Here is a 22,612-nt window from a genome sequence, read left to right on the forward strand (position 1 = left end):
GCGAAATGAACAAGCGCGAGGACAGCCGCGAGATGGAGAGCGAGGCGACGCCGATCTCCCACGGCGCCACTGTGCTCATCGTCGACGATGAGAAGCGCTCGCTCGAATCGCTGCGCCGCGTGCTCGGCGGCGAGTTTCAGATCGTCTGCGCCAGCAGCGCCGCCGAGGCGGAGGCCGTGCTCGCCGGCGATCTGGTGCAAGTGATTCTCTGCGACCAGCGCATGCCGGGCGAGAGCGGCGTCGAATTTTTGACGCGCGTGCGCGAGCATTGGCCCGAGCCGGTGCGCATGATCATCTCCGGCTATACGGATGCGGAAGATATTATCGCCGGCGTCAATGAGGCCGGCATTTTCCAATATGTCACCAAGCCCTGGGATCCCGACAAGCTCATCCAATCGGTGCGCGAGGCGGCGCAGCTCTATGCGGCGCAGAAGGATGGCGGCGCGGCGCCGCCGCTCGAGGCCAAGCCCTCGCATGAGCGATTGCAGCGGCTCGCCAGCGACAGGCGCCGCGCGGAGCGGCGCATGTTCGAATTCGGCCGCATCGTCCATGCGCCCGAAAGTCCGATGCGCCAGACGCTCGCGCTGGCGCGGCGCGCGGCGGAATATGACATCTCCGTGCTCATCACCGGCGCCTCGGGCACGGGCAAGGAGCTGCTGGCGCGCGCCATTCATCACGGCTCGGCGCGCGGCGAGAAGAGTTTCGTCGTCGAGAATTGCGGCGCGCTGCCGGATGAATTGCTCGAGAGCGAATTATTCGGCTGCAAGAAAGGCGCGTTCACCGGCGCCTATCAGGATCGCGTCGGCCTGTTCGAGGTCGCGGATGGCGGCTCGATCTTTCTCGACGAGATCGGCGAGACCTCGCCATCCTTCCAGGTGAAGCTGCTGCGCGTGCTGCAGGAGGGCGAGATAAGGCCGCTCGGCGCGCAGCGCCCGCGCCGCGTCGACGTTCGCGTCATCGCCGCCACCAATCGCAACATCGTCGCCGAGGTGGAGGCGGGGCGCTTTCGCCGCGATCTCTATTATCGCCTCGCCGCTTTTCCGATTCATCTGTCGCCGCTCAGCGAGCGGCGATGCGATATCGCCATCATCGCCGCGCGCATACTCGTCGCCGTGAACCAGACCTTCAATCGTCGCGTGCCGGGCTTCGAGCCGGAAACGCTGCGGCTGTTGGAGCGCTACGGCTGGCCCGGCAATGTGCGCGAGCTGCACAATGAGATTCAACGCATGGTGGCGCTGAGCGACGGCGACGCCAATCTGCCACCGGGCCTGCTGTCGCCTTGCATCGCCGATCATCGCGCGACGACCACATGCGACGATCAGCAGCGCTTCACGCTGAAGGAGCGTGTCGAGATGCTGGAATGCGCGCTGATCAAGGAATCGCTGGAACGCAACGGACGCAACATCAGCCATGTGGCCGACGAGCTCGGACTGTCGCGCGTCGGCCTGCGCAGCAAAATCGCCCGCTATGACATCTCCCGCGTCGTCGATGACGAAAGCTGACGTCAAATCCTACGCCAAGCATGGCGATCTCATCGCGCTCGTCGCCGGCAAGGAGGAGATCGCTCTGTCGGAAGGGGGCGAATCCGTCTGGCTCGAGGTCATCAAGAAGATGGACGAGGTCTATGCGGACCTCATCGGCTATGAGGCCGATCTCGAGCGCAAGAATGGCGAGCTGGAAGCGGCGCGCAATTTCATTCAGAGCGTCATCGCCTCTGTCTCCGACGTGCTGATCGTCTGCGACGAGCGCGGCGCTATTCTGCAGGTCAATCCCGCTTTCGAGGCGCTCGCGGGCCGCGGCGAGGCGGAGCTGAAGGGCGCCGGCGTCGTAGCGCTGTTCGTCGCCGAGGACCAGGCGCGAGCCGCCGCCATCGTCGCAGGACAGGCGCGCGATCCGACCAGCGTCGAATTGCGCTTTCGCACGAGCAACGGCCCTTCCGATCTCATGGCGATCAATTGCTCGCCTCTGTTCGACTCGGATGGACGCAGAGCCGGCGCCGTCTTCACCGGCCGGCCGATCGGCGAATTGCGCCGCGCCTATGAGGCGTTGCATCGCGCCCATGTCGATCTGCAGCAGGCGCAATCGCGCCTCGTCGAGCAGGAGAAGATGGCGAGCCTCGGCCGGCTCGTCGCCGGCGTCGCGCATGAGCTCAATAATCCGATCAGCTTCGTCTACGGCAATATTCATACGCTCGACCGCTATCGCAAGGGGATCGCCGCCTATCTCGAGGCGATCCATGCGGGCGCGAGCGCGAAGGAGCGGGAGACGCTGCGCCGCGCGAGCGGCATAGACGCCATTCTCGCCGATCTCGAGCCCTTGATCGACGGCACGCTGGAAGGCGCCGTGCGCATCAGCGAGATCGTCAAGAATTTGCGCCGCCTCTCCTTCAGCACCAAGGCGCCGCGCGAGGCGGTGTCATTGTCGAAAGTGGTGGAGACGGCCGCGCAATGGGCCTCGCGCAGCAAGAAAGCGAAAGCGCGCATCGTCGCCGATCTCGAGCCGGAGCTCTACGCCTCGGGACAGAGCGGACAGATTCATTCCGTGCTGGTCAATCTCATCGACAATGCGCTCGACGCAGTGCGAGCGGCGGAGCAGCCGATCGTCTCCATCACCGCGCGCGGCGAAGACGATTGCGCGATCGTGATCGTCGAGGACAATGGCAAGGGCGTGCCGGAGGCGCTGCGCAGTCGCATCTTCGAGCCTTTCTTCACCACAAAGGCGGTCGGCGAAGGCACGGGGCTCGGCCTATGGATCAGCTATTCCATCGCCCATGAGCATGGCGGCTCTATCGAATACGACACGTCGCCGGAAGGCGGCGCGCGCTTCACGCTACGGCTGCCGCGCGCGACGGACGGCGAGACGCGCGATTTGCGAACCTGAAGACCCGCGGCCCGAGTGGGGCGGTAGGCCGCGAGTCTTCGGCTCCGCATATGTCGTCTCCTCAGGAGGCGACGACGCGAATCTTATTCTCGGCGTGCGCGTGATGCGCATCGTCGAGATCGACAGCGCTCGCTTCACGCGTCTTCGAGTGATCGGCGGCGAGCACGAGATAGACCGCAGGCAGCACGAAGAGCGTGAACAACGTGCCGATCGACAGGCCAGAGGCGATGACGAGGCCCATATTGTAACGCGAGGCCGCGCCGGCGCCGCTCGCCATGATGAGCGGCAGAACGCCGAGCACCATCGCCGCCGTCGTCATGAGGATCGGCCGCAGGCGGATCGACGTCGCTTCTATGATCGCCTCATATTTCGACTTGCCGAGATGCTGCTGCTCATTGGCGAATTCGACGATGAGAATGCCGTGCTTGCTGATGAGGCCCATCAGCGTGACGAGGCCCACCTGTGTGTAGATGTTGATGCTCGCGCCGCCGAAGCCCAGCATGATGAAGACGAGCGCGCCCGCGATCGACATGGGCACGGAGACGAGAATGATGAGCGGATCGCGGAAGCTCTCGAACTGCGCCGCCAGCGCCAGGAAGATGATGATGAGCGCGAAGCCGAAGGTCCCGGCGAAGCCGCTCGACTCCTGCACGAATTGCCGTGACGAGCCGGCATAGTCGATCGTGTAGGCGGGCGGCAGCGTCTGCGCGGCGACTTCCTTCAACGTCTCCAGCGCCTCGCCGGCGATGACCCCGGGAGCGGCGACGCCGGAGATGGTGAAGGAGTTGATCTGTTGGAAGTGATTGAGCGACTCCGGCACCACCATGGTCTGGAACTTCGCCACCGTCGACAGCGGCACGGAGGAGCCGTCCGCGGTCTTGATGTAATAGTTCAAGATCTGATCCGGATTGAGCCGGAATTGCTGCGCCATCTGCGGGATGACTTTGTACGAACGCCCGTCCAATCCGAAATATTGCGTGTAGCCGCCGCTCAATCCAGTCGTGAGCGCGCCGCCGACATCGAGCATCCGCAAGCCGAGCTGCGCCGTCTTCTCGCGATCGATGACGAGCGACATCTGCGGCTGGTCGATCTTCAGATCGGTGTCGAGGAACATGAACTTGCCCGTCGCGAGCGCCTTGGAGAGGAAGTCGCGCGAGATATCGTTCATCTTATCGAATGTGTCGGTGCTCTGCACGACGAATTGAATGGGCAGACCATTGGAGCCCGGCAGCGGCGGCGGCTGGAAGGTGACGAGGCGCTGGCCCGGCACCGAGCGCGCGAGCTCCTGCTGCAGCGTCTGCTGCATCTGCTCAGCGGTGATCTTGCGCTTGTCCGACGGCGTGAGAACGAGGCCGCCGAAGATGAGGCCGGGCGTGACGATCTGGAAGGAGCTCGTCATTTCGGGATGCTTGGCGAAGGTCTTGTAGACCTGATCGCCATAGAAGAGCTTCTGCTGCAATGTGGCGTTGGGCGCCGAGGTGGATTGCGCGAAGACGACGCCTTGATCCTCATTGGGCGCGAGCTCGTTCTTCGAGTTCGAATAGAGCCAAAAGATGCTCGCGAGCACAATGCCGCCGAAAGCGAGCGTCACCGGCACGAAACGCAGCGAACGCGCCAGCAGATGTTGATAGCGATCCTTGACCCAATCCATCTTGGCGTCGATGAATTCGACGATGCGCGTCTCCAGCGTCTCCTCGCCGAGATGCGGCGGCTTCAGCACAAGCGCGCAGCTCACCGGCGAGAGCGTGAGCGCGATGACAGCCGAGACCGTCACCGCGCCGGCGAGCGTGAAGGCGAATTCGACGAAGAGCGCGCCGGTGAGGCCGCCTTGAAAGCCGATCGGCACATAGACGGCGATCAGCACGATGGTCATCGCGATGATCGGACCGGCGAGCTCGCGGGCCGCCTGCAAGGCCGCGTCGAAAGGCTTCATCCCGTCGGCGAGATGGCGATTGACGTTTTCGACGACGATGATCGCGTCGTCGACGACGAGTCCGATCGCCAGAACCAGCGCCAGCAGGGTGAGCAGATTGATCGAAAAGCCGAGCGCCAGCAGAATGGTGAATGTGCCGATGAGCGACAGCGGGATGGCGATGATCGGTATGACCACCGAGCGCCAGGAGCCGAGGAACATGAACACGACGGCGGTGACGATGAGTATCGCCTCGATCAGGGTGTGAATCACCTCGTCGATGGAGCTGTTCACGAAATCGGTCGTGTCATAGACGATATCGCTGTTGAGGCCCTGCGGCAGCGATTTCAAAATGTCGGGATAGGCTTCTTTGACGCCTTTGACGACATCGAGAAGATTGGCGTTGGGAGCGACGAGAATACCGATATAGACCGCCTGCTTGCCATTGAACGCCACGGCGGATTCGTAATCCTCCGAGCCGAGCGTGACATTGGCGACGTCACGCAGCTTCACATTGGCGCCGTTCACCTGCTTGACGACGAGATTGCGGAACTCCTCGAGCGAATGCAGCGAGGTCGCCGCGGTGAGCGTGACCTGCACCATCTCGCCCTTGGTCGAGCCGAGGCCAGCGATATAGTCATTGCCCTGCAGCGCGGCGCTGAGCTCGCTGGCGGTGAGGCCATAGGCGGCGAGCTTGACCGGATCGAGCCAAGCGCGGAGCGCGAAGGTCTTGCCGCCGATGAGCTCGGCGGTCTGCACGCCCGGCACCGATTGCAGGCGCGGCTGCACGACGCGGATCAGATAATCGGTGACCTGGCTCGATGTCAGAATATCGCTATTGAAGCCGATATACATGGCGTCGGTGGTCTGGCCGATTTTCACCGTGATGACCGGCCGCTGCACGGCCGACGGCAGCTGATTGAGCACAGAATCGATCTTGGTGCTGATCTCGGTCAGCGCCTTGCCGGAATCATAGTTGAGCCGCAGATTGGCGGTGATGGTGCTGGTGCCGACCTGGCTCGTCGAGGTGAGATAGTCGATGCCGTTGGCCTGCGCGATGGCGTTCTCGAGCGGCGTGGTGACGAAGCCGGCGACAGTCGCCGGATCGGCGCCGAAATAAGAGGTCGTCACCGTGACGATGGCGTTTTGCGTGCGCGGATATTGCAGCGTCGGCAGGGTGAAGAGCGAGCGCAGGCCCAGCACCAGGATCAACAGGCTCACCACAGAGGCGAGCACCGGGCGACGCACGAAAATGTCGGTGAAACGCATGTCCGTCGTCTCCGTTCACTGATCCACGGGCTTGGGATTGGGATCGACCGGCGGCTGCTGCGTGTCGGAAATATTCAGCGGCGAACCGTTTCTCAGCTTCAGCTGTCCAGCGGTGACGACGGTCGCGCCCTCCGTCACGCCCTCCAGCACGGCGACCTCGTCGCCGCGCGTCGCGCCGAGGCGCACGAAAGCCTGATGCGCGGAAAGGCCGGCCTCTTTGCCATCCGGCTTCTGCACGAGAAACACAGAATTGCCGAAGGGCGCATAGACGATCGCGGTCTGCGGCAAAGTGATGAGGCGCTCGGGCTTGCCGGTCACGATGTCGATCTGCGCGAACATGCCGGGCTTCAGCTCGAGAGCGGAATTGGCGAGGCTGGCGCGCACCTGCACATTGCGGCTCGCCTGATCCACCTTGGAGTTGATCGCGACGATCTTGCCGGTGAATTTCTTATTCGGAAACGCATCGACGCCGGCGTCGATCGATTGGCCGACCTCTATGCCGTTCAGCGCCTGCTGCGGCAGAGTGAAGTCGAGATAGATGGGATCGAGCGCCTGCAGCGTCACGATATTTGTGCCCGCTCCGATATATTGGCCGAGATCGACCGCGCGAATGCCGAGCCGTCCAGCGAAGGGCGCGCGCAATGTCTTTTGCGCGATCACCGCCTCCTGCTGCGCGACATCGGCCTCCGCGCTCTTGAGATTGGCTTGATCCGTGTCGACCGTCGCCTGGCTCGCGGCGTGAATCTTCAGCTGCGCCTGATCGCGCCGCAGATTTATGCCAGCGAGCTCGGCGGCCGCCCTTTGCGAGGCGAGCTTGGCGAGATCGGTGTCCTTGCGCAATTCCAGCAGCAGCTGGCCCGCCTCCACTTGCTGGCCGGACTGGAAGTGAATCTTCTCGACGATGCCGGAGGCCTCCAGCGAGAGATCGGAGCCGTTCACCGCGCGAAACGTGCCGACCGCGGTGAGCTTTGGCCGCCATTCCTGATAGCCCGCGGTCGTGACCGAGACGGTCTGCGGCGGATTGGCCATGGAAGCGAGAAAGCCCTTGATCATCACGCCGCGAAATACGTTGAAGCCATAGAGTCCGCCGAAGACCAGCGCGACGATCGCGAGCATGATCGCCATCGGCTTCGCCATGGGTCCGAAACGATCCTGCAGCAAAGTTCTAGCGACCATCTCGTGCGTCCTCCGCCTGGGCTCTGATCGCCGCGGCGATCGGCGATGTAGCGATAATATCCGTGGGCTTGGCCTGCGAGGCCGGCGTCTCGTCGATTCGGTTCCACCAGCCGCCGCCGAGCGATTGCAGCAGCGCCGCCGTATCGGCGAAGCGCGCCGCCTGCGCCCTCACGCGGGCGAGCCGCGCATTGAGGAGGGTCTGCTCTGCGTTGAGCACGATCGAATAGGTCGTCGAGCCGGCGCGATATTGCGCGCGCGCGATCTCGAGGCTCTCGGCCGCGGCTTTTTCCGCCGCCACTTGCGCGCGCAGCGTGCCGGCGTCGTGCTTCACCGCCTGCAGAGAATCGGCGACATTCTGGAAGGCGGAAATGACGGTGGAGCGATATTGCGCCTCCGCCTGCTCGAAGGCCGCGACCTTGGCCTCGCGCGTGTGGAACAGCGAGCCGGCGTCGAATGCTTTGGCCGAGGCTTCGGCGGCGAGCGTGTAGACCATCGTCTGCGGCGAGAACAATGAGGTGAAGTTCGTCGCCTGCGCGCCGCCCGTCGCTGAGAGCGTGAATTGCGGCAGCATGTTCGCCGTGGCGACGCCGATCTCGGCGCTGGCCTGATGCAGCTGATTCTCGGAAGCGAGAATATCCGGCCGCTGGCGCACCAGAGTCGAAGGCAGGCTGACCGGCAATTCGCCCGGCAGGCGCAGGCCGGAAAGATCGACCGCCTCGCCTTTGTCGGCGTTGGGGAAGCGGCCGAGATAGGCCATCAGCAGATTGCGGTTCTGCGCCCGCGCTTTTTCCAGCGGCGGCAGCGTGGCCTGCGCCTGCGCGAGCTGCGCGCGCTCGGACAACACATCTGCCTGGCTGACCGCGCCGAGCTCGAAGCGCTTCTCCAGCAGATCGAGCTGCGTGCGATAGGCGGCGATGAGATCGCGCGTCACCTTGATCTGCGAGGCGTAGGAGGCGTCCGTGATGGCCGCGGTGACGACATTGGCGGTGAGCGCGAGATAGGTCGCCTCGAGCTGGAAGCGCTTCTGCTCAGCGGCGGCCGTGTCGCTCTCCAGCGTGCGCCAGGACTTTCCGAACACGTCCGGCGAGAAGGACACCGACACATTGGCGTTGTGCAGGCCGTAGACGAAAGTCGAGGCGGAGCTGGACGAGGAAGACGTCGAAGACGATGACGAGGAGCTCGAGGAGGCGAGGCTGCCGAATTGCGCCGTCGTCACCTGCTGCCGCGTATAGCTGTCGCCGAGCGTCGCCTGCGGCAGGAAGGTCGCCGAATTGGCCTCTATCGTCTCACGCGCCTGCCGCAGCGCCGCCTCGGCCGCCCCTATGTCCGGGTGATTCGCCACCGCCTCGGCGACGAGGGACGATATCTGCTTGGAATGGAACAGCTTCCACCATTCACCGGGCACATCGCGACCGTGAGCGAAGCGCTGCGAGGCGCCGCCCGCGGCCGCCGCGGATTCGGTGGAGGCTCCGATCTTGCCATAGCCGGCGCTCGCGGGAGCGGGAGGCGGAACAAAATCAGGCCCGACCGCGCAGGCGGATAGCGTCAGCGCTGCGAAAGCAGCGGCGCTGCGAGCGGCGGCGGGCGGGAATCCCCTATGAGGCGCGGTTTTCGCTTGTCGGAAGCGGCGTCGCGAAAATTTCGGCATGACCCTCTCGAAAACTGAACCGTTCAGTTTTAATATTAATGCAGAGCCCGGGTGTCAATGCTAAAACTAAACGGTTCAGTTTTTCCCGGGGATGGAAAGACGACGCAAAGGCTGAGACAAGGCCTGCGTGGGACTGCGGCGGAAGGAGGGGCGGATGACGGGGGTGGACCAGAGCAAATGACCGAAGCAGCGGAGACGACCGCGCCGGAACCAGCCACGGAGCATGTTCCGAATCGCAAGGAGTGTCAGATCCTCTCGGCGGCGCGCACCCAATTTTTGGAGCAGGGCTTCGCCGAGACGTCCATGGACGGAATCGCGCGCGCCGCGGGCGTGTCGAAGGCGACGCTCTACGCGTATTTCCCCAGCAAGGAAGCGCTGTTTCGCAATCTCATCGAGATCGAGTGCAGCCAAAAATGCACCGACGTTCCCAAGCCCGATTTCGATCTCGGCGCCGAGCAGGCGCTACGCGAGCTCTGCGCGCATTTCGTCGCCCGCTTCCTGACCCGGGAATGGGCCGCCTTTTTCCAGACGGTGTCGAGCGAGCGCTGGCGCTACCCCGAGCTTTGCCATCTCTATTTCAACAGCGGCAAGCAGAATGTCCTCGATCTCGTCGCCGGCTATCTCGACGAAGCGAAGGCGAAAGGCCTGCTCGCCGTCGACGACGCCCAAATGGCGGCGGAGCAATTGCTGCATCTCACCATCTCGGATTTGCCCATGCGCGTCGTGCTGGGATTGGAGCTGCGCAGCGAGGCCGAGTATCAGCGCGTGATGGAGTCCGGCCTCGCCGTGTTCTTGAAGGCCTATGCGCCTTAGCGATTCCGCCTCTCCCGCTTTCGCGGGAGAGGGGAAATCTCGTCGCTTTCCATCCGATCGGAAGGCGCTCTAATGCGCAGGGCCCATCGCGCGGCGGCAGGCGCTCTCGCACTCCTTGCAGACATCCGCGCAGATGCGACAATGCTCGTGATGCTTGGCGTGGCGTCGACACTCCTTCTCGCAGGCGCGACACATATCGACGCAGGCCTGGAGAATGGCGCGCATCGCCGTCTCATCCGTCGCGCTGCGCCGCGAGGCGATGGCGCCCGCCGCGAGGCATATGTCCGCGCAATCCTGATCGAGCCTTATGCAGCGACGCAGATCGGCGACATTCTCCTCGGCGAGGCAGGCGTCGGCGCAGGCGGCGCAGGCCTGTGCGCAATCGAAGCAGGCTTCGACGCAGCCGACCAGCGCGGCGTCGGCGCGGCCGCGCATTTGCGGATGGCTGGCGATGATGGCTTCCACATGCATGAGGCGTCCTCCTTAGTCATTCACGATTTGGCCGAATGCTCCGGCTTGCCCTTGCGCTTAGTGGCGGCGAATTCCTCGAGCTGCTTCTCCGTCATGGAGTCGAGCATGGAGCGCGAGGCCCCTTTGAGCTCGCTCTTTGGAATCTCGCCGCGCTTGGCCGCCAGCGCGGCGCCGGCGGCCATTTGCTGAGCCTTTGATTTGGCGGGCATGAGTCTCCTCCCCTTCGACGTCTCGCGCCGCGGGAAGGCGACGCGGGGCGGAGGATAACCCCTTCGCGCCGGAGAGGTTCCTTCAGCCGCGCCGCGACATGCTCCAGCGCGGCGCTGTTCCGCCGCTCGCGAGATAGACGCCGATAGAGACGCAGAGCAACGCAATCTGCTCTATGGGCGAAGGGATTTCGCCGAGCAGCGGAACGGCGATCAGCGCCGCCATGGGCGGCACGAGAGCCGAAAATGCCGCGCCCGCAGAAGCGCCGAGCAGCTCAATGCCTTTGCCGAAGAGAAACAGCGCCACGATCGACACGATGACGCCCTGGAACAAGGTCTGAATCACAATGTCGCGCAGCGGCGCGTCCATTCCATGCAAGCCGTGAAAGGCGAGATAGAGCGGCCCATAGAGAATGAGCGAGCCTGTCGAGACCAGCGCCGCGGCATGCAAGGACTCGAGCCGCGACGCGCGCAGCACGATCGCATAGCCGGCCCAGATGAAAGCCGCCGACAAAAGCAGAATATGCCCGATCTGCGTCTCGCCGAATGACAATGCGCCCGGCCCCGCTATCGCGGCGCCGCCGAGAGCGATGAGCGCATAGCCGATGAGGCGGCTCGCGGTGAAGCGTTCCCTCGTCAGCAGGAAGGACAGCAGCGCGACGAAGAGCGGCATGGAACCGGGCAGCAGCGCGCCCGCATGAGCGACCGGCGCGAGTCGGAGCCCGCTGGCGGCGACGAGCACATAAGGCGCGCCGGCGCTGCAGACGAGAATGAGGAGGCGCAGCGGGCCGAGCCGCTCGAGCGCGAGCCCTTTGCGCAGCACGATCGGAAACAGCAGCACGCCGGCGGCGCCGAAGCGCAGCATTGTGAGATCATAGACCGAGAGCGTCGTCGTCACGCCGAGCCGCGTGACGACGAGCCAAGTCGCCCAAATGGTGACGGCGGAAACGCCGAACATCGCGCCCGTGGCGTATCGCGCCGTCTGCGGAGCGCTTTCGGCGACACCATGGCTCATCTTCCTCATCCTTCCACTCGAAAGCACGTGGCGACAGCTCTTAACGGAGAGCGGGCGAAAGCGCAGCTTCTATCTTTCGCCGCAATTTCGTCGCGGCCACGTTTGATCTCGCGCAGCGCCGCGCCATCTCACGGCAATGTCTTCCTATTTGCCCATAGGCGAGCTGTTCCTGCTCGGCTTCCGCACGCCGCATGTTCCGCCCTGGCTGCGCGATTTCGCGCGCGACCATGGGCTCGGCGGCGTCATCCTCTTCGATTACGACTGCACGGATCGCAAATATGAGCGCAATATTTTTGATCCCGCGCAGGTGAAGGCGCTCTGCGAAGAGATTCACGCGCTGCCGACGCGGCCGCTGATCTTCATCGATCAGGAAGGCGGCAAGGTGCGGCGCCTGAAGGAGGAGCGCGGCTTCGCGCCGCTGCCGAGCGCGCGCCAATTCGGCCGGCTGACAAAGCAGGAGCGGCTCGATGCGTTGCGTCCCGCCTATGCGGAAATGCGCGATCTCGGCATTGACGCCGATCTCGCGCCCGTCGTCGATCTCGACATAAATCCCGACAGTCCAGACATCGGCTCGGCCCAGCGCAGCTACTCCGCCGATCCGCGCGTCGTCGAAGATTGCGTCGCCGCGCTGGTCGAAGTCGCGCACGCGACCGGGCTGAAGCTGTGCCTGAAACATTTTCCCGGCACGGGCGGCGCCAAGGTCAATCCACACGATCACGTGATGGACCTTTCCGACTGCCTCACTGACATGCAGGTAAAGATCTTCCAGACGCTGGCGCCGCGCGTGCCCATGGTGCTGTTCAGCCATGGCGTGGTGAATCAATGGGAGCAAGACACGCCCTGTTGTCTCTCTTCCATCGCCGTGCGCAAATTGCGCCAATGGGCGCCGGGCGCTGTGATATTGACCGACGACCTTCAGATGCAAGGCGTGCAGAAGCTGATGACCACGGGCGAAGCCGCATTATGCGCATTACGCGCGGGCGCGGATTTCATTCTCATCGGCAATAATATGAAAGACGAGCAGGCGGAGTCGGCGCGCTATGCGCAAAATCTCCTCGACGCCTGCGCGAAGGACGCTTCGCTCGGCGACAATGCGCGCGCCGCGATCGAGCGCATCCGGCGCCTCAAGGCGTGACGCGCGCCTCACCATTCCTCGGCGGAGCGCTCGCCGGCGACCCAGGTCGAAACAATGCGAAGGCTCTGCGGATCGAAAGCCGTCATATCGGCGCGATAGCCGGCGACGAGCCGGCCGAGCCTTTTGCCGAGCCCCAGGAAATTCGCTGGATTGGCGGAGGCGAGAACGAGCGCGCGCTCGAGCGGAAGATCGAGCAGCGAAACACAATTGCGCACCGCGCTCGCCATATCCAGCGAGGCGCCGGCGAGCGTCCCCTCCGCCGTCACGCAGCGTCCGTCCTCTACGAGAATCTCCCTGCCCTGCAAGGCAAATCCGCGTCCGTCGCCGCCGACGGGCGGCATTGCGTCGGTGACGAGCATGGGATGGCCGAGGCCCGCGCGCAGAGCGAGGCGTAAAATCGCCGGATCGACATGCTCGCCATCGACAATGAGGCCGTAAGAGGCAGAGGAGGATTCGAGCGCCGCCGCGATCGGCCCCGGCTCGCGGCTGGCGAGCGGGCGCATCGCGTTGAAGAGATGGGTAAAGCCGGTCAGTCCTTCCGCCATTGCGGCGCGCGTCTGCGCGTAATTCGCCATGGAATGGCCGAGCGCGACTTTGCAGCCGGCCGCGACGAGCTCGGCGACGAAGCCCGGCGGCGTCTCCTCCGGCGCGAGGGTGACGAGCGACACGCCGCCCGGCGGCGGCGCGAGCATCTCGACATGATGCGGCGAAGGCGCGCGACGAAGATCGGCGCGATGCACGCCGAGCCGCTCCGGCGAGATGAAGGGTCCTTCGAAATGCACGCCGAGCACGCCGGGCGCATGTGGGAGAATCTCGGTCACGGCGCGCTCGGCCGCGATCATCTTCTCATCCGTGTCGGTGATGAGAGTCGGCAGCAGCGAGGTCGTGCCGAATTTGCGATGCGCCCGAACGATCGTCGCGATCGCCTCCGGCGTCGGCGAATCGTTGAACAGAACATCGCCGCCGCCGTTCACCTGAATATCGATGAAGCCGGGCGCGAGCCAGACGCCTTTCGGCAGCTCGAGCGCATCGGCGCCGCGCGGAATCTCGCGACGCAGAATGAGCGAGACGATGTTCTCGCCCTCGATCACCACCGCGCAGTCGCGATGCGCCGTCTCGCCGTCGAAGACGACATCGGCGGCGATCGTTCGGCGCGCCTCCTCGCTCATCGCGTGCGCGTCACCTTCTGCAAATGGCGCGGGCGATCGACATCGACGCCGCGCGCCGCGGCGAGCCGCGCCGCCATCGCGTAAAAGCTCTGAATGAGGCAGATGGCGTCGGTCTCTGGATGATCGGCGGCGATCGTCGGCAGGCGATTGCGCGTCTCGTCCTCGCGATCCGTCGTGAACAGAGCCGCGCCTTTGCCGCGCAAATCCTCCGCCAGGCGACGCATGCCGCTCGCCGCCTCGTCTGTCGGCGTCAGCATCAGGATCGGATAGAGCGGCGAGACGAGCGACACCGGTCCATGCATGAATTCCGCGGAGCTGAACGCCTCCGCATGGAGATTGGCGGTCTCCTTCAGCTTCAGCGCCGCCTCGCGCGCTATGGCCAGCGTCGGTCCGCGTCCGATTGTGACGAGACTTTCCGCGCGTGAGAAAGCGTCCACCATTCGCGACCAATCGAGCTCCGCCGCGCGCGCGAGACGTTCCGGCAGGCGGGCGAGCGCTTCCTTGAGCGCGCGATCCTTGGACCATTGCGCGACGAGACGCGCCAGCGCGGCGAGCGAGGCGATGAAGGTCTTCGTCGCCGGCACGGCGAATTCCGGCCCCGCGGCCATTGGCAGGACAAACTCGCATTGCGCCGCGAGCTCGCTCTCGACCTCATTGACGAGGCAAGCGGTGACGGCGCCGCTGCGGCGCGCGGCGGCGGCCTGCTCTATGAGATCATTGCTGCCGCCCGATTGCGAGATCGCGAGAAAAAATTGGCCGTCGAGCCGCAGCGCGCCGCCATAGACGCTGGAGATGTTCGGCGCGGCGGAGGCGACCGGCAGGCCGAGGCTGCGCTCGATGAGATGCTTTGCGAATGTCGCCGCATGAGCGGAGCTGCCGCGCGCGCAAGTGACGACGACGCGCGGATCGACATCGCGCAAGCGCGCGACCAGTGGCGCGAGGCGCGGGGCGATGAGCTCTCGTTGTCGCGCGACCGCATGCGGCGCCTCGCGCGCTTCGATCGCCATTTGATTGTCTTGCATGGTCATCGGCGGCTCTGCTGCAGCTCTGTCACGCCCCCCGCCCGCGCCCTTATGGCACGGGAGCGCGCGTCGCGCGAGCGCGAAATCCTTTGCGCGGCAGCGCCTTCGCTTGCGAATTCTGCCGCGGAGGACGAACTGTTGCGTAAGGAGGAACACATGGAAACGGAACGTCCGAGCCCACGCTATTCGTCGATCGACGCATGGGAGCCGCGCGAGATTCTCGACGCCATGATCGAAGGGCAGTTCGCCGCCGTCGCCGCCGTGCGCGCGGCGCGTCCGGCGATGGAAGCGGCGGCGCTCGCGGTGGTGCGGCGCCTCGCGCGCGGCGGGCGCATCGTCTATGTCGGCGCCGGAACGTCGGGCCGGCTCGCGGTGCAGGACGGCGCCGAGCTGACGCCGACCTTCAGCTGGCCGCAGGAGCGCCTGCTGCTGCTGATGGCGGGCGGCGACGATGCGCTGCTGAAAGCCGTGGAAGGCGCCGAGGACGAGGCCGAGCGCGGCGCCGAGCTGATGCGCCGCCATGCGATCGGCGAGGCCGATGTCGTCATCGCCGTCGCGGCGAGCGGCACGACGCCCTTCACCCTCGCCTGCCTGCGCGAGGCGGCGCGCCATGGCGCCTTGACGATCGGCGTCGCCAATAATCGCGACGCGCCGCTGCTCGCCGAGGCGGAACATGAGATATTTCTCGACACCGGCTCGGAAGCGATCGCCGGCTCGACGCGCATGAAGGCCGGCACGGCGCAGCGCGTCGCGCTGCTGATGCTGTCGTCGCTGGTGATGATCCTGCAAGGCCGCGTCTATGAAGGGCTGATGGTCGACGTGCAGGCCTCCAACAAGAAGCTCGCGCGTCGCAGCGAGCGCATTCTGGCGCGGCTCACCGGACGCGAGAGCGCGGAGATCGACGCGGCGCTGCGTCGCGCGGGCGGCAGCGTCAAGCTGGCCTATCTGCTGCTCGAGGGCCATGGGCTCGGCGAGGCGCGCGCCGCGCTCGAAGGATCGCGCGGCCATTTGCGCCGGGCGGTGGAGGCGCTCGCCGGCGCGCCGGCGGCCGAGGAACGGAAAAAATCCGGCGCGCCAGAGCCCGGTCGGTCCGAATTTTGATGCGTCTTCGATGAAGAGGTATAAATATTCGCCCGAAAGGAATCGCGAGAGCCATGACAGTCAACAAGATCGACGCGCTGCTGGCGCTTCGCAGCGAAGGACGTTTCCTGGTCGGACGCGATCGCATCAAGCTTTTGGAGGCGGTCGCCGAATATGGCAGCATCACCAAGGCCGCGAAGGTCGTCGGCTTCAGCTATAAGACGGCCTGGGATGCTGTGAACGCCATCAACAATCTTCTGCCCAGCCCCGCCTTTGTGACAAAGGCGGGCGGCCGCTCCGGCGGCGGCGCGGAGGTGACGCAGGAAGGGCGCCGGCTCATCGCCACATTTCATCGGCTGGAGGAGCGGCTGTCGCGCATTTCCTCGCTCATCGCCGAGGAGGGGCTCGAGGATCAGGATGATTTTCTTCTCTGGAGCGTGGGCGTAAAAATTTCTGCGCGCAATGTATTCCAAACGGAAGTCGTCTCGGTGAAGAAATGGCCGGTCGATGTCGAGGTGACGCTGCGCGTGTCGCCGGAGACGTCCATTCACGCCATCGTCACCAATGACTCGGCTGTGGAGCTCGGCCTCGAGCCGGGACGCAAGACGCTGGCGCTGATCAAATCCTCCTTCGTCCATCTCACCACGCCGGAGCACACGCCCCCCGGCGTGCGCAATCAATTCGTCGGCGTGGTGCGGCGGCGAATCGACGCGGAGCGCAACAGCGAGGTGCTGCTCGACATTGGCGCGGGCAAGACGATGCACGCCGTCGTGCCGCGCCAGACGGCGGAAGACCTCGGCATCGCCGAGGGTGAGCGAGCCGTCGCCAGCTTCAGCCCGACCGATGTCATCCTCGCGGTCGACTGACAATCGAATTCTCTATCGCTGGTAGAAAGATCAATCGGCGGGCTGCCCGCCGATAAAATGAGCGCTCGCGTCGATTGACACGCCTGCGGCGGCGCTTTTATGTTTTCATTATGTATCGCCTCGACATAGCGAGTCGCCTCGCCTTTCTTCCCAGCCGCCGCAATGTGCTGGCGGCGATCCCTTCCGCGCTCGGCGTCGCCTTTCTCGGCAGGACCGCGCGGGCGGCCGACGAGCGCCTCATCGTCGTCACCTCCTTCCCGGAAGAGCTGACGACCCGCTACGAGGCGGAGTTCGAGAAGCTCTATCCCGGCGTTCACGTCCAATTCGTCTGGAAGCAGTCGCGCGACGCGCTCGCTCTGCTGAGCGACAAGGATCAGGGCGGCGCCGATGTCTATTGGGCGCCCGCTTTGGGAAACTTCCCTATATTGCGAGATCGCGGCGCCTTTCAGAAACTCTCGGTCGATCGCGCCGCCCTGCCCGGCCGGCTGGGCGATCAGCTCCTGTCCGATCCGAGCGGCCTGTTCGAGGCCTATGACGTCGCCGGCTATGGAATCGTGGTCGATCCCGCCGCTCTCGCGCGCGATGGGCTGAAGCCGCCCAAGAGCTGGAGCGACCTCGCCTCCCCCGCCTATGCCGGTCGCATCGCCATGCCAATTCCGGCCAAGGTGGGCTTCTCGCCGGCGCTCTATGACATCATCCTGCAGTCGGAGGGCTGGGAGCGCGGCTGGGCGTTGCTCGCCGAGATCGCCGGCGGAGCGGAGCTGCTCGGCTCCGGCTCCGGCCCGACGGCCACCGTCAAGGACGGGCGCGCCGCTCTCGGCCTCACCATCGATTTCTTCGCCTTCAACGCGCTGGCCAATGGCGAGAAGCTCGCCTTCGTCTATCCCGAGAAGACGGCCTTTCTGCCCGCCCATATCGCCATCACGGCGGGCGCGCGGCGTTTTTCGGCGGCCAAGGCCTTCGTCGATTTCGCGCTCTCCGTCAAAGGCCAGAAGCTGATGATGGAGGCCGACAGCAGCCGCCACCCGGCCCGGCCCGACGCCTATGAAGGCAAGCCGGCGGCGGTGGTCGATCCTTTCGCCCTGCCGCCGGGAACCTTCTACCCCTATGACGCCGAGATCGGGCGGCGGCGGCCCGGCGTCGTCAGCGTGATGTTCGATTTCGCCATTACAGAGCGCCACGCCGAGACACAGCGCCTTTGGCGCGCCATTCACGCCGCCGAGGCGCGGCTCACCGCCGCCCCCGACTCCGCAGGCGCCGCCGCTGTGGCGAAGGCGCGCAAGCTCGCCGGCTTCACGCCTATTTCCGAGGCGCAGGCGAAAGATTCCGCATTTCTCGATCGTTTTTCCAGCCGCGAGCTGAAGGACGGCGATCTCGCCGCCCGTTGGCGCGCAGAAATTTCATCGGCCCGAGCCGAGGCGCTGAGCCTCGTCGCTTCCGCCGAGCCGCGTCTGTGAGGCGGCGGCTTCTCCTTCCATTCGCGCTGCTTTTTCTCTCCGCCGGCGCGCCTTACGAGAATCCCAAGCTCGACGGCGACGTTTTCTCCAGGCCCTTGGCCGGGCTGGACGAGGATTTTCTGCGCGGCTTCCGACAGGGGAACGCGCTGTTTCGGCAGGCCTGGGTCATCGGCCCCTCGCAGGATCAGAACGAGATCACCGGGCTCGGCCCGCTGTATAATCGCCTCTCCTGCATCGCCTGCCATGTGAAGAACGGCCGCGGCCCGGCGCCGGACCCTGAAAATGGCGTCGCCCGCGCCATGGTGGTGCGGCTGGGCTTGCCCGGCCGCGACGCCCATGGCGGCCCACCGCCGCATCCGGCCTATGGCGGCCAGCTCAATCCAGAGGGTAATCCCGGCGTGCCGGGCGAGGGCCGCGCGATCGTCGCCTTCGACGAGATCGAGACGCGCCTTTCCGACGGCGAGACCGTCTCGCTGCGCCGCCCGCGCCTCTCCTTTCGCGATCTCGCTTATGGGCCGCTCGGCGACAATGTGCGGATTTCGCTCCGCAACGCTCCACCGGTGTTCGGACTCGGCCTGCTGGAGGCCGTGCCGGACGACGAGATCACCAGCTATGCGGTGGGCCAGAGCCGCGGTCGGCCGAACAATGTCTATGACATGGCGGCCGGCCGCATGGCGCTCGGCCGCTTCGGCCTCAAGGCCAATCAGCCGGATCTGCGGCAGCAGATCGCCAACGCCTTCGCCGAGGACATCGGCATCTCCTCCTATCTCTTCCCCGAGCCCAATTGCACCGCTGCGCAGCCGGAATGCCGCGCGGCGGCGGGACAGGAGATCGAGCTCTCCTACACGCGACTCGAGGCCTCGCTCGCCTATATGCGCGGCCTCGCCGTGCCGGCGCGGCGCGATCTCTCCGATCCGCGCGTCGTCAAAGGCGAGGCGCTTTTCCGCGAGATCGGCTGCGCCGCCTGCCATCGCGAGACGCTGAAGCTCGGCCCGGTCGGCTTCGCGCCCTGGCTGAGCGGGACCGAGATTCATCCCTATAGCGATCTCCTGCTGCACGACATGGGCGAAGGGCTCGCCGACGGGCGCGAGGATTTCGAAGCCGGCCCGCGCGACTGGCGCACGCCGCCGCTCTGGGGCCTCGGCCTCGCCGGCCGCTTTGGAACGCCCGCGGATTTTCTCCACGACGGCCGCGCCCGCAACGTCGCGGAGGCGATCCTCTGGCACGGCGGAGAGGCGGAGGGCGCAGCCCGGCGGTTTCGCGGCCTGACGCGCGACGAGCGTGCGGAGCTGGTCGCATTTTTGGGGTCGCTCTGAGGGAGCGCGGAATCTGCCTCCTCTCCCGCGAAGCGGGGGCGGACCCGGGAGAGGGGCGGCGAGACGATGGGAATCGGGGGAAGAACGATGAAACTCTGCAAATTCGCGCCCTTGGGCGCCGCCAGCGTCGCCGCGCTCATCGCGAGCGGCGCAGCGCTCGCCGAGCAGCCGCAGCCTTTCGATCTCGGTGAGATTCACGTCGGCGCCGAGCACAAGACCGCTCCGCCCGACAAGAGGAAGGACGATGGTCCCGCGCCGCTGCAGAAGACCGACTCCTATGGCGGCGTGACCATCAGCAACCGTCAGAACGAGACCTTCCAGCGCGACTCGCTCGATCGCGCCGTCAATCTCGCCGCGGGCGTCGTCAGCAATTCCACCGGCGGCACCCGCAATGAGCAGAACATCTATGTGCGCGGCTTCGACCGCTGGCAGGTTCCGCTCACCATCGACGGCGTTCGCGTCTATCTGCCTGCCGACAATCGGCTCGATTTCGCGCGCTTCATGACGCCGGACGTCGCCGAGGTGCAGATCGCCAAGGGCTATGTCTCAGTGCTGGACGGGCCGGGCGGCATGGGCGGCCAGATCAATCTCGTCTCCCGCAAGCCGACGAAGGAGATAGAGGGCGAGCTGCGCACCGGCCTCGAATTCGGCCGCGACGGCAGCTATGAGGGCATAAAGACCTATGCGCTGCTCGGCACGAAGCAGGACAATTATTATCTGCAGCTCAGCGGCTCCTGGCGCGATCTGCGCGGCTGGATGCTGCCGGAGAGCTACACGCCGACCAATAATCAGGGCGAGGGCTTCCGCGGCAATTCGGGGACCTATGATTGGAGCCTCAACGCCAAGGCCGGCTACACGCCCAATGACACCGACGAATATTCGCTGAGCTTCATCCGCCAGGACGGCAAGAAGGGCGCGCCCTATCACACCACCGACGGGCTGAACAGCCAGCGCTATTGGCGCTGGCCCTATTGGCGCGTGCAGAATCTCTATTTCCTGTCCAACACCAAGATCGGCGATTCGTCCTATGTGAAGACCAAGGCCTATTGGAGCAAGTTCGACAACGACCTCTTCTCCTACAACGACCCCTTCCTGGCCTATCAATCCTCGGCCAAGGCCTTCCGCAGCTATTATCAGGATTATGCGCTAGGGGCCGATATAGAGGTCGGGCATGATTTCGGCGAGGTCGACACGCTGAAGATCGCCGGCCACTATCGCTTCGACGAGCACGCCACCTGGCAGGAATATTACGGCGTCAATGTCGCCAATAAATCGACCGGATGCGTCACAAACGTCATCTGTTTCACCCAGCCGATCGTCTACACGCAGGAAGACACATATTCGATCGCTATCGAGAACACCTTTCATCCGACCAAGGACATCGATCTCGTCGGCGGCTTCGCCTATGACTGGCGCCATCTGCGCAAGGCGGAGGATTTCGTCTTCAACACGGGCGTCATCGGCTATCAGCTGCGGGATGTGCAAGCCCCCAATTTCCAGGGCGCGGCCATCTGGCGCTACAGCGACACCAACAAAGTCTATTTCAACGTCTCCGACCGCGAGCGCTTCCCGACGATTTTCGAGCGTTTCAGCTCGCGTTTCGGCGGAGCCACCTCCAACCCCGGCCTGATGCCCGAGCGCGCGATCAATTTCGATCTCGGCTGGGCCAGCGAATTCGCGCCGGGCAGCCGCATTCAATTGGACGCCTTCCACTCGATCGTCCGCAATCTGATCCAATCCGTGCCGGCGCCCGCCTATGGCGCGAGCGTCACCCAGAGCCAGAATGTCGGCGACGCCAGCTTCTGGGGCGGCGAGGTCACGGTCGATTATCGCGCCTCCGACGAGTTGTCGCTCGGCGGCAATCTGACGCTGATGCGCCGCTCGGTCTATGCGCCCTACATCCTCAACTTCCAGCCGACGGGCGTGCCGGATGGCAAAATGTTCCTCTACGCCGGCTGGCGGCCGTTCGAAGGGCTGACGCTGACGCCCAATGTCGAGATGAACAGCAATCGCTGGACCTCGAACACGGCGGGCACGATCTATTATCGGACCGGCGCGTTTTTCCTGGCCAATTTCACCGCCGAATATCAGCTCCATCCGAACTTCAAGATCGAAGGCGGCGTGCGCAACATGTTCGACACCGCCTACACCTTCACCGACGGCTATCCCGAGGCGGGGCGCAGCTTCTTCCTCGGCGCCAAGGCGACGTTCTAGGAGCGCTTTCCGATCGAACGGAATCGTTCGATCGATCAGAATTCGCTCCCAAGCGAGAATCTGGAGCGCTATCCGATCCAATCGGATCGGATAGCGCAACGGCTCGCGCGGGGCTGGCGCGCCCCGGCCGGCCCCGACAGCGACGCTTTGCAAGCGCGCGCGGCGCCGCTACCAATGGAGAAAAGGGGCGCGGGTGATTCGTTTTGGCCGCGTTCCCGCTCTGGCCGGCGCCGACCCATGGCGATCCGGCGGCTCCTTCGGATGGCCCCATGACCAAATTCGCGCTCGACGCCCTCGATCTCGCCGCGCTTCTCTCCTCCCGCGTCTGCCATGACGTGATCTCGCCCGTCGGCGCTATCGTCAACGGGCTGGAGGTGCTGGAGGAGGAGAAGGACGCCGAGATGCGCGGCCATGCGCTGGCGCTCATCAAATCCAGCGCGGCGGAGGCCTCCGCCCGGCTGCAATTCTGCCGCCTCGCCTTCGGCGCCGCCGGCTCCAAGGGCGCCGAGATCGACACCGGCGACGCCGAGCATGTGACGCGCCAGCTGCTCGCCGACGAGCGCACCAAGCTCGAATGGAGCGTGCCGCGCGTGCTGATGTCCAAAAACAAAGTGAAGCTGCTGCTCAATCTGTGCCTGATCGCCGATGCGGCGATTCCGCGCGGCGGCGTCATCTCCGTCGCCTCCAGCGGCGAGCGCGACGATATTTCCTTCACGCTGGAAGCCAAAGGCGTGAACGCCCGCATCGCCGCGGCGATCCCCGCCCTGCTGGCCGGCGAGCCGGAAGAGGGCGTCGTCGACGCCCGCGCCATTCAGGCCTATTACGCCGGCCTCGTCGCCAAGGCGAGCGGGCTCGACGTCGTGATCTCCGCGCAGCCGGAGCATGTGACCATCACCGCCCGCCCGGCCGCCGCGCAAGCGGAGGAAGAGACAGAAGCTCCGGCGGCGCTCGAAGCCTGACGAG

The 22,612-nt window shown here is 65.1% G+C and carries 18 protein-coding genes; 10 read left to right on the forward strand and 8 right to left on the reverse strand.

Translation table 11 applies throughout. The features are described from left to right. Positions 1–5: 5 nt before the first annotated feature. Both GYH34_RS00740 and GYH34_RS00745 read left to right on the forward strand, forming a co-directional pair. Entirely contained in the window at positions 6–1,502 is a 1,497-nt protein-coding gene (locus GYH34_RS00740) for a sigma-54 dependent transcriptional regulator (RefSeq protein ID WP_174242347.1), read from the forward strand. Beyond that, positions 1,489–2,880 (forward strand): ATP-binding protein, encoded by a 1,392-nt coding sequence (locus tag GYH34_RS00745; protein ID WP_161911924.1) that lies wholly within the window; start codon positions 1,489–1,491, stop codon positions 2,878–2,880. Before GYH34_RS00740 ends, GYH34_RS00745 begins: the two co-directional genes overlap by 14 nt. Positions 2,881–2,941: 61 nt before the next feature. Here GYH34_RS00745 and GYH34_RS00750 read toward each other — a convergent pair whose 3' ends face one another. From GYH34_RS00750 to GYH34_RS00760, 3 genes are read right to left on the reverse strand one after another with little or no spacing between them, the layout of a single operon-like run. Further along, a complete protein-coding gene (locus GYH34_RS00750) occupies positions 2,942–6,061 on the reverse strand; it encodes an efflux RND transporter permease subunit (protein ID WP_161911925.1) in 3,120 nt (1,039 codons plus the stop codon). Positions 6,062–6,076: 15 nt separating this feature from the next. Next, positions 6,077–7,237 carry an efflux RND transporter periplasmic adaptor subunit gene (locus GYH34_RS00755; RefSeq protein ID WP_161911926.1) on the reverse strand — a complete coding sequence of 387 codons (1,161 nt, stop codon included), beginning with the start codon at positions 7,235–7,237 and terminating at the stop codon, positions 6,077–6,079. Then, positions 7,227–8,885 carry an efflux transporter outer membrane subunit gene (locus GYH34_RS00760; RefSeq protein WP_161911927.1) on the reverse strand — a complete coding sequence of 553 codons (1,659 nt, stop codon included), beginning with the start codon at positions 8,883–8,885 and terminating at the stop codon, positions 7,227–7,229. Before GYH34_RS00760 ends, GYH34_RS00755 begins: the two co-directional genes overlap by 11 nt. 177 nt (positions 8,886–9,062) lie before the next feature. Between GYH34_RS00760 and GYH34_RS00765 the strand changes: the two genes are divergently transcribed. Continuing rightward, positions 9,063–9,698 carry a TetR/AcrR family transcriptional regulator gene (locus tag GYH34_RS00765; protein WP_161911928.1) on the forward strand — a complete coding sequence of 212 codons (636 nt, stop codon included), beginning with the start codon at positions 9,063–9,065 and terminating at the stop codon, positions 9,696–9,698. A gap of 69 nt (positions 9,699–9,767) precedes the next feature. Here GYH34_RS00765 and GYH34_RS00770 read toward each other — a convergent pair whose 3' ends face one another. From GYH34_RS00770 to GYH34_RS00780, 3 genes are all read right to left on the reverse strand, one after another. After that, positions 9,768–10,169 carry a four-helix bundle copper-binding protein gene (locus GYH34_RS00770; protein WP_161911929.1) on the reverse strand — a complete coding sequence of 134 codons (402 nt, stop codon included), beginning with the start codon at positions 10,167–10,169 and terminating at the stop codon, positions 9,768–9,770. 20 nt (positions 10,170–10,189) lie between these two features. Further along, positions 10,190–10,378, reverse strand: a complete 189-nt coding sequence (locus GYH34_RS00775; protein WP_018266943.1) for a DUF3008 family protein — start codon at positions 10,376–10,378, stop codon at positions 10,190–10,192. A gap of 82 nt (positions 10,379–10,460) precedes the next feature. Continuing rightward, the gene (locus tag GYH34_RS00780; RefSeq protein ID WP_161911930.1) at positions 10,461–11,390 is read right to left on the reverse strand and encodes a DMT family transporter; all 930 of its coding nucleotides are present in this window, start codon (positions 11,388–11,390) and stop codon (positions 10,461–10,463) included. Between the two features lie 136 nt (positions 11,391–11,526). Between GYH34_RS00780 and GYH34_RS00785 the strand changes: the two genes are divergently transcribed. After that, complete coding sequence (locus tag GYH34_RS00785) at positions 11,527–12,525, forward strand: glycoside hydrolase family 3 protein (RefSeq protein ID WP_161911931.1); 999 nt, start codon at positions 11,527–11,529, stop codon at positions 12,523–12,525. Positions 12,526–12,533: 8 nt separating this feature from the next. Here GYH34_RS00785 and nagA read toward each other — a convergent pair whose 3' ends face one another. Both nagA and GYH34_RS00795 read right to left on the reverse strand, forming a co-directional pair. After that, on the reverse strand, positions 12,534–13,694 hold the full coding sequence (gene nagA / locus GYH34_RS00790) for an N-acetylglucosamine-6-phosphate deacetylase (protein WP_161911932.1): 1,161 nt from the start codon (positions 13,692–13,694) through the stop codon (positions 12,534–12,536). After that, the gene (locus GYH34_RS00795) at positions 13,691–14,722 is read right to left on the reverse strand and encodes an SIS domain-containing protein (RefSeq protein WP_161911933.1); all 1,032 of its coding nucleotides are present in this window, start codon (positions 14,720–14,722) and stop codon (positions 13,691–13,693) included. Before GYH34_RS00795 ends, nagA begins: the two co-directional genes overlap by 4 nt. Before the next feature lie 45 nt (positions 14,723–14,767). Between GYH34_RS00795 and GYH34_RS00800 the strand changes: the two genes are divergently transcribed. The 6 genes from GYH34_RS00800 (at position 14,768) to GYH34_RS00825 (ending at position 22,608) form a co-directional block, all read left to right on the forward strand. Next, entirely contained in the window at positions 14,768–15,817 is a 1,050-nt protein-coding gene (locus GYH34_RS00800; protein ID WP_256367024.1) for an N-acetylmuramic acid 6-phosphate etherase, read from the forward strand. Positions 15,818–15,870: 53 nt separating this feature from the next. Beyond that, positions 15,871–16,662 carry a TOBE domain-containing protein gene (locus tag GYH34_RS00805; protein ID WP_161911935.1) on the forward strand — a complete coding sequence of 264 codons (792 nt, stop codon included), beginning with the start codon at positions 15,871–15,873 and terminating at the stop codon, positions 16,660–16,662. Positions 16,663–16,736: 74 nt separating this feature from the next. Then, a complete protein-coding gene (locus tag GYH34_RS00810) occupies positions 16,737–18,119 on the forward strand; it encodes an extracellular solute-binding protein (RefSeq protein ID WP_244635215.1) in 1,383 nt (460 codons plus the stop codon). Further along, entirely contained in the window at positions 18,116–19,435 is a 1,320-nt protein-coding gene (locus GYH34_RS00815) for a di-heme oxidoredictase family protein (RefSeq protein ID WP_161911936.1), read from the forward strand. Before GYH34_RS00810 ends, GYH34_RS00815 begins: the two co-directional genes overlap by 4 nt. A gap of 87 nt (positions 19,436–19,522) precedes the next feature. Further along, positions 19,523–21,649, forward strand: a complete 2,127-nt coding sequence (locus GYH34_RS00820) for a TonB-dependent receptor (RefSeq protein ID WP_161911937.1) — start codon at positions 19,523–19,525, stop codon at positions 21,647–21,649. Between the two features lie 269 nt (positions 21,650–21,918). Then, entirely contained in the window at positions 21,919–22,608 is a 690-nt protein-coding gene (locus GYH34_RS00825; RefSeq protein WP_161911938.1) for a histidine phosphotransferase family protein, read from the forward strand. Positions 22,609–22,612 lie beyond the last annotated feature (4 nt).

It is taken from the genome of Methylosinus sp. C49 (assembly GCF_009936375.1).
In the GTDB taxonomy this organism is placed as follows: Bacteria; Pseudomonadota; Alphaproteobacteria; order Rhizobiales; family Beijerinckiaceae; genus Methylosinus.

Bases quoted from the DNA above. Each gene is read 5' to 3' on its own strand.
- GYH34_RS00740 (WP_174242347.1), top strand. From the start codon at position 6: ATGAACAAGCGCGAGGACAGCCGCGAGATGGAGAGCGAGGCGACGCCG.
- GYH34_RS00745 (WP_161911924.1), top strand. From the start codon at position 1,489: ATGACGAAAGCTGACGTCAAATCCTACGCCAAGCATGGCGATCTCATC.
- GYH34_RS00750 (WP_161911925.1), bottom strand. From the start codon at position 6,061: ATGCGTTTCACCGACATTTTCGTGCGTCGCCCGGTGCTCGCCTCTGTG.
- GYH34_RS00755 (WP_161911926.1), bottom strand. From the start codon at position 7,237: ATGGTCGCTAGAACTTTGCTGCAGGATCGTTTCGGACCCATGGCGAAG.
- GYH34_RS00760 (WP_161911927.1), bottom strand. From the start codon at position 8,885: ATGCCGAAATTTTCGCGACGCCGCTTCCGACAAGCGAAAACCGCGCCT.
- GYH34_RS00765 (WP_161911928.1), top strand. From the start codon at position 9,063: ATGACCGAAGCAGCGGAGACGACCGCGCCGGAACCAGCCACGGAGCAT.
- GYH34_RS00770 (WP_161911929.1), bottom strand. From the start codon at position 10,169: ATGCATGTGGAAGCCATCATCGCCAGCCATCCGCAAATGCGCGGCCGC.
- GYH34_RS00775 (WP_018266943.1), bottom strand. From the start codon at position 10,378: ATGCCCGCCAAATCAAAGGCTCAGCAAATGGCCGCCGGCGCCGCGCTG.
- GYH34_RS00780 (WP_161911930.1), bottom strand. From the start codon at position 11,390: ATGAGCCATGGTGTCGCCGAAAGCGCTCCGCAGACGGCGCGATACGCC.
- GYH34_RS00785 (WP_161911931.1), top strand. From the start codon at position 11,527: ATGTCTTCCTATTTGCCCATAGGCGAGCTGTTCCTGCTCGGCTTCCGC.
- nagA (WP_161911932.1), bottom strand. From the start codon at position 13,694: ATGAGCGAGGAGGCGCGCCGAACGATCGCCGCCGATGTCGTCTTCGAC.
- GYH34_RS00795 (WP_161911933.1), bottom strand. From the start codon at position 14,722: ATGACCATGCAAGACAATCAAATGGCGATCGAAGCGCGCGAGGCGCCG.
- GYH34_RS00800 (WP_256367024.1), top strand. From the start codon at position 14,768: ATGGCACGGGAGCGCGCGTCGCGCGAGCGCGAAATCCTTTGCGCGGCA.
- GYH34_RS00805 (WP_161911935.1), top strand. From the start codon at position 15,871: ATGACAGTCAACAAGATCGACGCGCTGCTGGCGCTTCGCAGCGAAGGA.
- GYH34_RS00820 (WP_161911937.1), top strand. From the start codon at position 19,523: ATGAAACTCTGCAAATTCGCGCCCTTGGGCGCCGCCAGCGTCGCCGCG.
- GYH34_RS00825 (WP_161911938.1), top strand. From the start codon at position 21,919: ATGACCAAATTCGCGCTCGACGCCCTCGATCTCGCCGCGCTTCTCTCC.